Annotated in this window: 9 protein-coding genes; 3 read left to right on the top strand and 6 right to left on the bottom strand. The window is 58.7% G+C overall.

The genetic code is table 11. The features are described 5' to 3' along the window. Positions 1 to 4: 4 nt before the first annotated feature. Positions 5 to 1,039 (bottom strand): 2-aminoethylphosphonate ABC transporter substrate-binding protein, encoded by a 1,035-nt coding sequence (locus ACX3P1_RS22650; RefSeq protein ID WP_459081845.1) that lies wholly within the window; start codon positions 1,037 to 1,039, stop codon positions 5 to 7. Positions 1,040 to 1,465: 426 nt separating this feature from the next. Here ACX3P1_RS22650 and ACX3P1_RS22645 point away from each other — a divergent pair, with 426 nt between their 5' ends. Continuing rightward, entirely contained in the window at positions 1,466 to 2,248 is a 783-nt protein-coding gene (locus ACX3P1_RS22645; protein ID WP_459081844.1) for a winged helix-turn-helix domain-containing protein, read from the top strand. 57 nt (positions 2,249 to 2,305) lie between these two features. On the opposite strand, the gene ACX3P1_RS22640 is transcribed toward ACX3P1_RS22645, so the two are convergent. The 3 genes from ACX3P1_RS22640 to ACX3P1_RS22630 all read right to left on the bottom strand — a co-directional run bounded on the left by ACX3P1_RS22640 (position 2,306) and on the right by ACX3P1_RS22630 (position 5,138). Beyond that, positions 2,306 to 3,259 (bottom strand): helix-turn-helix domain-containing protein, encoded by a 954-nt coding sequence (locus ACX3P1_RS22640; RefSeq protein WP_459081843.1) that lies wholly within the window; start codon positions 3,257 to 3,259, stop codon positions 2,306 to 2,308. A gap of 414 nt (positions 3,260 to 3,673) precedes the next feature. Next, entirely contained in the window at positions 3,674 to 4,078 is a 405-nt protein-coding gene (locus ACX3P1_RS22635) for a hypothetical protein (RefSeq protein ID WP_459081842.1), read from the bottom strand. 292 nt (positions 4,079 to 4,370) lie between these two features. Next, on the bottom strand, positions 4,371 to 5,138 hold the full coding sequence (locus ACX3P1_RS22630) for an alpha/beta fold hydrolase (RefSeq protein ID WP_459081841.1): 768 nt from the start codon (positions 5,136 to 5,138) through the stop codon (positions 4,371 to 4,373). Positions 5,139 to 5,489: 351 nt separating this feature from the next. On the opposite strand from ACX3P1_RS22630, the gene ACX3P1_RS22625 reads away from it, so the two are divergent. Next, the gene (locus ACX3P1_RS22625; protein WP_459081840.1) at positions 5,490 to 5,849 is read left to right on the top strand and encodes a nuclear transport factor 2 family protein; all 360 of its coding nucleotides are present in this window, start codon (positions 5,490 to 5,492) and stop codon (positions 5,847 to 5,849) included. A gap of 130 nt (positions 5,850 to 5,979) precedes the next feature. Here ACX3P1_RS22625 and ACX3P1_RS22620 read toward each other — a convergent pair whose 3' ends face one another. Beyond that, complete coding sequence (locus ACX3P1_RS22620) at positions 5,980 to 7,305, bottom strand: acetamidase/formamidase family protein (protein WP_459081839.1); 1,326 nt, start codon at positions 7,303 to 7,305, stop codon at positions 5,980 to 5,982. Positions 7,306 to 7,675: 370 nt separating this feature from the next. Between ACX3P1_RS22620 and ACX3P1_RS22615 the strand changes: the two genes are divergently transcribed. Beyond that, positions 7,676 to 8,434: a helix-turn-helix domain-containing protein gene (locus tag ACX3P1_RS22615; protein ID WP_459081838.1), complete on the top strand. Its 759-nt coding sequence runs from the start codon at positions 7,676 to 7,678 to the stop codon at positions 8,432 to 8,434. Positions 8,435 to 8,611: 177 nt separating this feature from the next. Here ACX3P1_RS22615 and ACX3P1_RS22610 read toward each other — a convergent pair whose 3' ends face one another. Then, the gene (locus tag ACX3P1_RS22610) at positions 8,612 to 11,476 is read right to left on the bottom strand and encodes an ATP-binding protein (RefSeq protein WP_459081837.1); all 2,865 of its coding nucleotides are present in this window, start codon (positions 11,474 to 11,476) and stop codon (positions 8,612 to 8,614) included. Between the last annotated feature and the right edge of the window lie 181 nt (positions 11,477 to 11,657).

The raw sequence follows: 11,657 nt of genomic DNA, 5'->3' as shown, positions 1-11,657 counted from the left end.
GACATTAGTTGCCCGAGATTGCTTCGTTGTACGCTGCTACATCCTCCTTTAGGTCGGCAAGCACCTTATTCCAGTCGGGCGTCCAGATTTCGACCCCTTCAAGCGCTTCGTGCAGCTTCTTGTAGTTCTCGTCGTCAGGATGGATGTCGCTGCGCGAAGGAAGCCCCTTGGCGATCAGGCTGATATCCTTCTGGGCAGCTTCCGAGAGCAGAAAGTCGATGAGCTTCTTGCCATTCTCGGGGTGCGGCGCATTGTTCACCAGCCCGATATAGTCGGGAAGTGAGAACACGCTCTTCTTGCCGTCCGGGCCTTCCGGGATGAAGATCTTGATGTTCGGGTTGGCTTCCGACTGCGACAGGTTCATCTGCATGTCGCCGTTGGCTACATAGATTTCGCCTTTGTTGACCAATGCCGTCAGCTTGCCGGTCGAAGCGGATGGTCCGAGATTGTTCACCTGCAGCTTCTTGAGATAAGCAAGGCCGGCTTCCTTGCTGCCGAAGGCATGAAACGTCTGCAGCATCAGCGCGGTGCCGTCGCCAGCCTGACCGGGGGTCGAATACTGGATCTTTTGCTTGAACTTCGGGTCCAGCAGATCTTCGTAAGATTTCGGCGCCTCTTTCAGCACAGCGGAATTATAAATGAAATTCGGGTAGTTGTTGACCAGCGCATAGAACAGGCCGCCGGCGTCCTTGCTGCCGGCGTCGATCTGGTCGGCGCCGGCTGGGGTATAGGCTTGCAGCAAGCCATCGGCCGCGGCTTTCTGCATGAAGGGCGGCAGCGTCACCAGCACGTCGGCCTGCGTGTTCGACTTTTCCTTGGCGATGCGGTCGGCGACGCCGCTGGAACCGGCTTCGACGAACTGTACCTTGATGCCGGTTGCGGCCGTGAAGGCGTCGAATTGGGTGCCGAGCCAGCTCGGATCGCCGTCATGCAGCCCATCGGCGCTGTAGATAGTCACGACGCCATCGGCAAAAGCCGGCAAGGCGCTCGCTGCGAGCAGCAAGCTTGCGGCTGCGGCCAGCGTAAATCTTGTTTTCATGATATCTCCCTGTGGCTGCACTCAGGTGCCTTCGTGATCTTATTATTGCTTTTTTGTGGCTGGTTTTACGCGGCCAAGCCAACATCGAGTGGAGAGTGTTGGGGGGTCGCCATGATAAGTAAAATCCATTTATCTTATGGAAAGCAAAGTTACGCTTATGGAGCGGCCGAGTGCGGCGTTCTTAAAGTCTGCTGATCAAGTGGAAGAGCAATCGCCACTGGCCTGGGCGGACGGCCGATAGCCGAGTTCGTCGAGCAGACGAAGTCTGAGCACAACAGCAAGATTCGATGTGCAAGGGCAAGATGCTGGAAAACGCAGGTCTGGGAATATGATTACAGTCTGGTGTCGCGGCATCAATCCTGTGCGCCCAGCTTAACGAGCACGCATCTGTCTTATTCGAGCCGCGACTTGGAAGAGAGGCCTCAGATGTTAGATGCACCCAACAATGATCGCCGCCTGTTTAACGACGCCGCAGTTTCCCGCGCCATCGACGAACAATACACTGTAGTTGAGTTTGCCTCGGGCCGAGCGGACCGGATCTCCTCGAAATCGTCCGCGTGCGCACGCGACCTGATGTCATTTGGTCCATTTCGATTGAGTGCAACCGAGCGACTCCTGACGCGGGATGGCGACCAGATTGATCTGGGTGCAAGGGCACTAGACATACTGATCTGTCTGTTGTCTCGTCCTAACGAGGTCTTCAGCAAGCAAGAACTCCTCGATCGGGTATGGCCAGATGTCATCGTGGAAGAAGGAAGTTTGCGCTTCCAAATAGCCCGTTTGCGTAAGACGCTCGGTGATGGGGTCGACGGCGCGAGGTACATCGCGACGCTCACTGGGCGCGGTTATTGTTTCGTGGCCGCGATTTCTCCCACACGGCGCAGTGCGAGCACAGACGACCAATCCTCGATAGCTTCAGAAGATGATTTGGGCACTCGTCTCACGCGGATGATCGAGTGCATGACTGAAACCGCTGCCGTCGCTGCTAAGCCGATCGGGTCATGCACGGTCACTATCTTTCAATTCAGCGAAGATAGCAAAACGGCGGTGATCGTGGCCGTTGCTAATGCGATGGCGGGAGCGAAAGCGGAACCGCAACCTACCTGTCCGCACTTCCGACCGAACAGACTGTCGACCGGTCGCAACTTCCCCTTGACCGCTGTTGTCGAAGACCGAACCAAGCATGTCGAGCGCTCGTCGACAAACTAACCGGCGGCTGAATGGAGGCCCACGCCTCGCCCCCATGTCTGCAGGCCAGTAAGCAACTTATTCGGCCCGACCATTCGGGACATCAAGTTTTGGGTCGCTGCCCAACAACGCGCGGCGCACGCGGTTGGGGGTATCCTGAACATGTCTCGCGAACGTCGATGTAAGGTGCTGCTGGGATGAGAACCCGCATATCAGCGCGATCTGTGAAATCGTCAGGTCGTCTCCCGCAAGGAGCTCCTGTGCCTTGTCGATCCGGCGGCGGATGAGGAATTGGTATGGCGAGCATCCAACGGCGGTCTTGAAGCCTCGAGAGAAGTGAAACGCGGAAAGTCCCGCTGCAGCTGCTATTTCGGCGAGCCCGATGTCTTTTCCTAGATGCGCTTCAATAAAATCGACGGCGCGTCTCAGCCTGTAAGGCGCAATAACGTGGTCCGTATCTGGTAGCGCGTTGTACGTGGACGAGTAGGCACGAAGTAATCTGACCCCCACGGCGAGCGCGAAACTATCCATCATGGCGTTGATGCCGAGCTGAGTTTGCCGCAACTCCTCGGCGAAACGATGGCCCATGTTCGCAAGCACCCTGTCCGGCGCCAATAAGTTCGGCACAAGCTCCACAGCTCGGCCTTCTATGGTATCACTGCCCAACAGTTGCTCCAGGCGGTTGGGGGAAAGATGTAGATGAAGGCAATCCACGTCGCCGCTACTTGAGTACCAGCGGCTATCGGATTCCGCTGGAACCACTGAGACGTATTCATGTCGCGGACTTAAAGGTCGCGTTGGCCCACCTCCCACCGCCGCACCGAAGCTTTTTGGGCTGTTGAGATAGATGATTACGACGTGATCCAACAACGGAGGAACGTCGAACTCGATGGGCTTGCGCTGAGGAGGCTGGCGCAAAGCCCCGAATCCTTCGTAATCGGAATAGACGTCGGGCAGCGACAGGGATGTCGAAACGTGCGCACGGTCGTAGGACCTGAGTCCAACGTTGGTTTGGAAAAGGGCCTTGCTCATATTCATACTAGCCTAAGCGTTGATTAGCCGTTTCGACCGTGAGTTGTCTGCAAGGTAGCATAGCGATCGACGCTGGCGCGAAATACCTGAGTGACCGGGCGTCCGCTTGGTGGCGGGCGTAACGGTTGGTGCATAGGCGCAAGGTTTAGCGAGCGGAGTTTCGCTTGGGCAGACGCGCCTGCGAAACGGCTTGGTATGCTCATTCGGCCACGGCCCTCCTTATACGGCCCGGGGGGTAGACCCAACGATGATTCCAATCTCGATCATATTCCTATGTCCTTAAATTCGATTTGGGCTTTCTGTATCTGCTGGGCTGGATCTGCTGGGAAGGAAGCCGGTCTGGCCTCAGTCTTCCATCGACCTCTGAGGAAGTTCAGTAGGCGTGATTGAGACCCACTGACGATTTGTTCCCGGTCAGCGAATCAGGCTGCCAAATCCGCGAACAGAGGCGCGTGTCGCGGAAAACACGAGAACGGCGAAGATTAGCACCCCCAGGCATACAAGGGCGGCGCCGACGCCAACGAGTGGCTCCAGGTCCGGCACGCCCAACCCCTCCAGGAAGAGGCCCGGCATGAACAGCAAGAGACCGGCATTGTAGATGAGGTAGTGGGCTGCCGGCCAACGCCCGGCCGAGCTGGCGGCACCAAGGTCATAAAATATGCCAAACAGGGCACTCGATACCCAACCTAGCAGATTGATGTGAGTGTGCGCGGCAATCAAAGCGTAGTTGCGGGAGATGCCCATGTACATCCCCATCGAGATGCCGATGGCGAACCAGACTACCGCAGTCCGGAAAAAAACTTTAGAAATTTTCAGCATTACCGTACCTGTTATTGTCGTTTGGAGTAGAGTTGCAGGCTCTCCTGTTAATTGTATTTAATACTTCGATGAACTAAATCCAACTGATTAAGCTGCCCTGTGTCCGACAGAAGTATCTCGGGATTCCGCATCGCGCATGTTATGCGTTGTGAAATCCTGCGAGCCTTCCATTACGCCGAGCCAGCGCGCTCGGCCTGAGGCCCGTTAGCATTATCGATGGATCATGTGCTGTGCCGAGTGCGGATCGAAGTCGGCGGGGGCACTCGACGATCTTCTGGTGCAAGCGGTCTCCTCACTGTGCGGCCTCTTCGATCAGATCAGCGACGACCTGTGGCCGTGAGACCATCACAACATGGGACGCCCCCTTTACGACAACGGTGCGCTTGGAGCCTGCCCGCTCGGCCATGAAGCCCAAAGCCTTCGCGGGAATGTTCTTGTCACTATCGCCATAGACGAACCATGAGGGTATTGCCTTCCAGGCAGGCTCACCTGATTTCTCCGTCAACGCTGCCTCGGTGATCGGGCGTTGACCCGCCGCCATCAGGGCTGCCTGGTCCGATGGTACGTCATGGGCGAATTGCTGATGGAATTTCGGTTGATCGATGGAGAGATCCACGCCGCCATCGGCAAGTTTGACGGGAGCCGCAAGCGCCTCGCCTAGCGTGCCGCCGGGAAATTTCCCGGCTAGATCTGCGGCAGCCTCTCCTTTGTCCGGTGCAAAGGCCGCCACGTAGACCAAGGACTTCACGTTGACGTGACCATTGGCGGCCGTTGTGATGACCTGCCCTCCATAGGAATGGCCGACCAGAACGACTGGCCCCTCGACGCTGCCGACCACCGTGGAGACATAAGAGGCATCGCTTGTGACGCCGCGTAGCGGGTTTGCGGCGGCAACGACCTGGTAGCCATCCTTCTGAAGGATTTTGATGACGCCATTCCAGCTGGAGGAGTCGGCAAAAGCGCCATGGACGAGAACAACGGTAGGTTTAGCTTGCTGAGCAGCTGCAGTGCCCGAAAGAAGAGCGCCGACTATGGCGATGGTAGTAGCAAGCTTTGACATGGTAATTTCCTTTCTGAGTACCGATATTGCCTGATTTGAGGGTGACTATCAGGCCTGGCTGAGGCCAGAACGTCGGCGTTGATTTCTGCCAGGCCTGAGATGCGCCTTCGTAAATCTTCAGCGGCACGTAATATTGTGACGATACGGCCTATGTATTGGCTGTACTTTTACGTGATTGTCGATTTTGTAGGCGATTGCCGTTTTATATGCCGGCGTCATTTCCTCGCGGTCCAGATCAACGCGACTGCGGAATAGGGCTTCTGCCGCTTCACAAATCTTTGCAACGAATAACGAGCCAGGAACGCCGCGCTGCTGCATGTTTGGGTGCAAACATCACACGGTTGAAGCAAAATGGCCCTTATAAATCTTTCCCACCCAATCGCTGCATTCGTGAATGCGGCCAATGCCTGCGATCTGGACGGCCTGGTTGCGACCTTCGCCGCCGACGCCCTCGTCAACGACCAACTCAACGAGCATTGGGGGTGGGCCGCCATCAGGGAATGGGCCGAGAGCGAAATGATCGCCGACAAGGTGACCATCTTCGTCGTCCGCGTCGTCGAACATTATGGGCACTCCATCGTGACCGCCAATGTTGATGGCGATTACGACAAGCGCGGCCTGCCCGAACCCCTGGTCCTCAACTTCTATTTTTCCACTGCTGCGGGAAAAATTGTCCAACTCATCGTGCTGCGCAACCTGTCGGACATATAGCGACGAGGTGAAGCCGCTGGTCGTTTCACGTCGACCAGCGGCACAAGTCCGCCTCGGCCCGAAGTGCGCAAGCGCATTGGGCGACGGGCGAGCGATCCGGCTTTTGCGCCGTGATCGCCCGCCGGATGCGTCAGAGGTTGTAAAGGCTTCTTGCGAAGGCGCCGATCCCCTTTGCCTCGAGGAGGCTGATCGGGGCTCGGAACGTGACCCGCACGACGCCTGGATGTCGGCCGATCTCGATGGCCCCGGCGATCGTTGCCCGGTTCTTCACCTCGGGAATGCTGAGGCCAAGTACATCGGCTGCCCGTTGCAGGCCGTTTTCCGTCGCCTCGTTGAGATTGGCTCCCGTGCCGATGAACGTCACCGGCGCGTCCTCTTCGATCTCGGCGACGCGATGGCTCCGCGCCAGTGTCTGCGCCCTGCGCCGTTCTTCGTCGCTGAGCGGACGGGCCAGATGCGGCACGTCGTCGACAACCGGGAACAGGATCGGCCCATCGATATTCAGGCCCTTGATGACGCTGACTTCCAGCGTGACGGTTCCGGCCACATCACAGGTATGCCCCGCTATCTCGCCGTCTCCCTGCAGGGCGTGCAAGTCGCCCATATAGATGCCGCCGCCCGGAACCTTGACCGGGCAGATCAGGATGGCACCCTCCCGGACCGTATTTACATCGAGGTGGCCGTCGGTCTTGTGCAGCGCCAATTCGTCCGGCGTCAGGGAATAGATATGCGGCGCGGCAAGCAGAAACGCCCCGAAATCGCCGGCATTGTGCGAATCCGGCATCGCCTTGGAAGGCGTGGTGCCGAGTTGCCCGAGAAACGGCCGCAGCCGTGTCACGACGCCGACAAGATCGGCCGGCGTGAATGTCAGGATGGGGTGCTGGATCGAGGCATCCGGCAAGGCCATCAGGCGCTCGGCATCCTGCGCCATGGCTTCCGCCTGCGACTTGCCGACGGTGAGGCCGACCTGCCGGCCTTCGTCGAAGACGATGGTGTAGCCGTTGGCGAAGGTGAAGGGCGTGGCGTCCGCGCCGCACTTTTCGCAGCGAATGGCGGTTTGCCCGATGCCCTCGACCCGCGTTTTGGGCCATTCGGTGCCGCAGCCGGGGCAGACGGCCGCGCAGAACGGGTCGCCATTGAAGCGCCCTTCCATGACGGTGTCGTTGCCCGATGCGGTCGCCGCCGAAGTCACGACGAGAGATCGGATGCGGATGGCGATGGCGTCGCCGACCTCCGCCCCTTCGACGGCTACCGGACGCGTGACCTCATGGCCGCCACGGATCTCCGGGGTGATCATCGGTCCCCAGCAGCCGGGCGATGTATTGGCAATAATAATGCCGCCATCAGCGACCGGCCCGAGCATCGGCGCTTCCGGATCGAGAATACCGTTGGTCAGTTCAGTGACAAAAACCGTCCGCGACGCCCGCCGCGACTGCGTTTTGATCTGGATCGTCATTTGTTTCTCCTTTTTGCGGCATGCGTCTCGACTGATCATCAACGGCACATTCGAACGTGGCTCAGAGAGCAACGACACCTGGATCGCAGAGTGGGAACAATTCGCGTGAAAATCAAATCCCGCGCCCTAGAGCCGGATCCATCGGCCTATACGCTTGGTGGCGAGCGGTAATTTTACGCAATTGCCGAACTTGCAGAGGAACGTCGTTTCGACCGGTCGCGGGCTAAGCTCGGCCTCGAAAACGCGCCATTCGCAGCCGCTAACAACGTTTCACAATGCATAACGAGCGCTTCTGCGCAGCGTCTGTTTGGATACATCCCGGCAAGTGATTTTGGAGTGCAGCTTATTGCACGTTTAGGGGATGCATACGATGGATTCGCAGGCTTATCAGTATCGGAACACCGATTTTTCAGCGCCGCAGTCTCCGGACACCAGTCTGGATGATGCGGCCCCCACCATGAATCTGCCCGATACGCAAGGCGGGCCGGCATGGGGGGGAAAGAGCGAGAGGCGTGCTTTTTTCTTTGCGAAAGCGCCAGAGGGATCAAGAGAAGGAAGTCGCTTGGGTAAAGGTCGCCGCGCAGGGCCTCTGTCTCAAGAATCTGCCGCCAGGGCAACGACGTTGCTCGAGGACGTCTACCGGTCGATCCCCCATAACCCTGAAGTGGCGCGAGCAACCGCAGTCCGTTTGGTCGATCTTCTGACCATGGAGGCAGCCGGATCGGGGAGGATGCAGGGCGGGTTGGCTCCGTGGCAAAAGCGCAAGGTCGAGCACTATCTGAAGGAGCATTTGGACAGCTCTCTGCGCCTCGAGACACTGGCCGAGCAGGTTTCACTGAGCGTCAGTCACTTTTGCCGGGCTTTCAAGGAAAGTTTCGGAACAACGCCGCACATGCTGATCATTCGCATGAGGCTGGAACTCGCCCGACGGCTGATGTTGGCCACGCAGGACCCGTTAAGCCAGATCGCGCTGGCCTGCGGTCTGGCGGACCAGGCCCATCTTTCGAAACTGTTTCGCGGTCAAATGGGTGACAGTCCGAGCGCTTGGCGCCGGCGGACCCTTGCGGAAGTCAAAGCGGGGACCAGCAGGCGAGCACCGCCTTCAGAGACGCCTTGGCTGGAGCTATAGGAAGTTTTTACGCCAGCCTGGCGAGCAACCGGGCGCCGGCTTTCAGATCGGTTGTGTATGCCTGTCTGTAAAGCAGTCATGCACCGACCGGAGAAGCATTCGGGTGGCCCGCGCCAAAACTCGCCCCAGACCGCCGCCAGCAGTTTCCGTCACTTCAAATCGAAAGATATGGGCCGATTATGGGCGGGCATTTTGAAGATCGCGCGTCTCGAACCCTTCGCTGAAACGGGTATATACCTCGCCTAACAGCCTAATGCTGTCCTCGGTCCGTCCCTGTCTGGTCAACAGATCCGCCATGCTGGATGATGTGCGTAGTTCCCAACTCAACGTGGCCTGGCGGCGCGCGATATCCAGTGATTGCGAAAAGCAGGCTTCTGCTTCCGCGAGGCTCGATCGTCCCATCGACGCGAGAATGCTTCCCTTGATCCGCATCATTTCGGGCATGTCATAGGAGCCTTGATGGTGCTCGCCCCAGGCAAGGGCCTCATCGATCGTGGCTAGGGCTGCATCGTAGTGTTCAAGAGCGGCCTGTCCTTCAGCGATGGCCGTCAGAAATGTCGTAGTCTGTATGTTGTGCTTTTCGGCATTCAGAATATCCAGTGCAAGATGCAGCAGTTCCAATCCGGCTTCGGCATCGTCGCCCCTGATGAGCAATTCGCCTTGCAGGCCAAGGCCGACCGCGTGGTAAGGTGTGAGTGAGTACCGTTTTGCATGCGCTACCAAACGGTCCGCTAGGTCGGCGGCTTTTCGAAAATCGCCGCACCAGATAAAGACCGGTGCGGTGTAGATCAGCGAAATGCAAGTGCTCACCGGCTGGTCGTGTTCTGCCGCCTCGTCGATTGCCTGCTGCGCGATGGCGAGCGCCTGATCCGGAAAGCCCCTTAGCCAGAGTGCCCTGGTCAGGGCGACGAGGGCTCGAATCCGATGATCGTAGCCGAAAAATCTGATACTCGCATTTGGCGAAGCGGCGGCTTGCTTGAGGCCGGCTTCGCAATGGTTTTGGGCGGCCGTCTGGTTTCCGACCAGATGCTGGGCGACGCCAAGCATCCAGTCGGCCATGATAATCCCGGCCGGATCAGCGACCGAGCGGGCCGTCGTTTCACTTTGCTCGGCTACGGCTAATGCGCCGCGAAAATCGCCAATCCGGGTGAGAAAGATATTCAGACCAGCCAGCATCCGCAGCCGATGCTCGCTGTCGCCCAGCGTCTCCGCTAGCGCCAAACCCCGCAGGATTGCGGCGCGGACGTCGTCGCCGTTACCCTTGGTGAACATCGACGATATCGCCAGCGTTTCCTGGAGATCCATCTCGACGGACGTTCCACGATCGGCATCGGCCAGTTCCGAGAGCGCTCGTTCGCTCCATTCCAGGCATTCGCCCAGCAGGGATAGATCGAGAAACAGCGGTGCCGCCAGCGCGGCGAGCGTGGTGCCGATCGAAGTTTGCCCGCGGTCGGAAAAACTCCATGCCAGCGCTGCGCGTACATTGCCGAGATGTTCGGAGACGGCGACGGTGCTGGAGACACGAACCGTTGTATCGGGCCCTGCCAGGTGCACCAGAAAGCGTGTAAAATAGCTGGCGTGACGTGCTGATACCACATCCACCTCTCCGGCTTCAGCAAGCTTCGCGAGAGCGTATGCGCGGGTCGTTTCAAGCAGGCGATAGGTCGTTCGCGTTTCGACGACAGTCATGGATATAAGCGACTTCTCCACGAGACTGGCTAAAGCATCGGCAACCTGCGTATCAGTTTCGCCGTGGTCGGACGCAACCGCCTCGGCAGCGTCGAGGCTGAACACGCCGACGAAGATGGAAAGTTTGCGGAGGGTCGTTCGCTCCGGCTCCTCAAGAAGTCTGTAGCTCCAGTCAAGCATCGCGTTCAGCGTCTGGTGTCGAGGCACTGCGGTACGCCTGCCTCGCCAATGCAATCCGAAGCGGCTTCCCAAAAGCGCCGCGGTTTCATGCAAGCCATGGGCGTTGACGCGGCTAGCGGCAAGCTCGATAGCGAGCGCGACGCCACCCAGACTGTTACAGATATCGCCGACGACAGGTGCATCCAGATCGGTCAGTTCGAGCGATCCTCCGCTTGCAGCGGCCCGTTCGACAAAGAGCCTCACTGCCGGAAATCTCATGGCTTCCACCGCGCTCAGCCTGATATTTTCGATAGGGCTTTCGAGTGGGTCAAGGCGATGGATGTGCTCACCTTCGACGCGCAGCGCTTCCCGGCTCGTCGCCAGGATGTGTACATCGGGAGCCGCGCTGAATATCAGTTCGGCCAGCACGGCGACAGTCTGGATGACGTGCTCGCAATTGTCGAGGACCAGAAGCAGCTTTCTCTCCGCCAGCGCGGCGATCAACGAGGGGACAGGGTCGCTCGCCTGCACGGTCAGGCCAAGTGTTGCTGCAATCGTGCCTGCGACGAGGCGCTGGTCGGTGAGCGATCCGAGGTCGACGAATGCGACCGCTTCTCCAAACTCCCGCCGGAGCCCATGAGCGACGGCGATGGCGACGGTCGTCTTGCCCATGCCGCCGGCACTGACGATCGTGACGAATCGATCTGTCACCAACTGCGCCAATATGGTTTTGACCGTATCGTCGCGGCCGATCATCCGTGTCAACGAGGTTGGCAGGCAAGAATCCATGTGCGCCATCTTCTTAGGCGCGCCGTGGGGGCTTCTTCGCTGCGTGATCTTTGAAACCGGAGCGACAAAACAGTAGCCGCGTCCGGGGATGTTGGTCACATACCTTGCTGCTTCCTGACCGTCGCCAAGACTCTTTCGCAACCCGGCGACGTGAACACGAAGCCCGCTTTCGTCAACCGTAACGTTCGGCCAGACACGCTCGATAAGTTCCCTGTTGCTGACGATTTCGCCAGCTTGTTCGACCAGGGCAACCAGGACATCGAGAGCTCTGCTTCCCAGTTGCACCGGCCTGCCGTCGCGTTCGAGTAGTCTTTCGCCTGGATAAAGGCAGAAAGGCCCAAATGAGACGGCGTTCCTTTCAGGCCTGCCATCAATATCCATTTCTCTCTCCAATTGACTGCGCATCCGACACCGCTATGAGCATCGTCAATAAATTGTCGCTGCGAGGTGCTCGAGGGACGGGGATGCCCGCCAAGCCGTACGCATGGGCGATCTGGATCGCCGGGAGCGCTCTTCCGCCCTGTGTGGCTTCGACAATTGCTTCCGTTGACAAAAGCGCCGCCTGGCGCATGCCATGCGGTCCGGC

This window comes from Mesorhizobium sp. A623, assembly GCF_054489405.1.
This window is presented reverse-complemented; position numbering and strand designations above follow the sequence as displayed.

Bases quoted from the DNA above. Each gene is read 5' to 3' on its own strand.
- ACX3P1_RS22610 (WP_459081837.1), bottom strand. From the start codon at position 11,476: ATGCGCAGTCAATTGGAGAGAGAAATGGATATTGATGGCAGGCCTGAA.
- ACX3P1_RS22645 (WP_459081844.1), top strand. From the start codon at position 1,466: ATGTTAGATGCACCCAACAATGATCGCCGCCTGTTTAACGACGCCGCA.
- ACX3P1_RS22635 (WP_459081842.1), bottom strand. From the start codon at position 4,078: ATGCTGAAAATTTCTAAAGTTTTTTTCCGGACTGCGGTAGTCTGGTTC.
- ACX3P1_RS22620 (WP_459081839.1), bottom strand. From the start codon at position 7,305: ATGACGATCCAGATCAAAACGCAGTCGCGGCGGGCGTCGCGGACGGTT.
- ACX3P1_RS22615 (WP_459081838.1), top strand. From the start codon at position 7,676: ATGGATTCGCAGGCTTATCAGTATCGGAACACCGATTTTTCAGCGCCG.
- ACX3P1_RS22650 (WP_459081845.1), bottom strand. From the start codon at position 1,039: ATGAAAACAAGATTTACGCTGGCCGCAGCCGCAAGCTTGCTGCTCGCA.
- ACX3P1_RS22625 (WP_459081840.1), top strand. From the start codon at position 5,490: ATGGCCCTTATAAATCTTTCCCACCCAATCGCTGCATTCGTGAATGCG.
- ACX3P1_RS22630 (WP_459081841.1), bottom strand. From the start codon at position 5,138: ATGTCAAAGCTTGCTACTACCATCGCCATAGTCGGCGCTCTTCTTTCG.
- ACX3P1_RS22640 (WP_459081843.1), bottom strand. From the start codon at position 3,259: ATGAGCAAGGCCCTTTTCCAAACCAACGTTGGACTCAGGTCCTACGAC.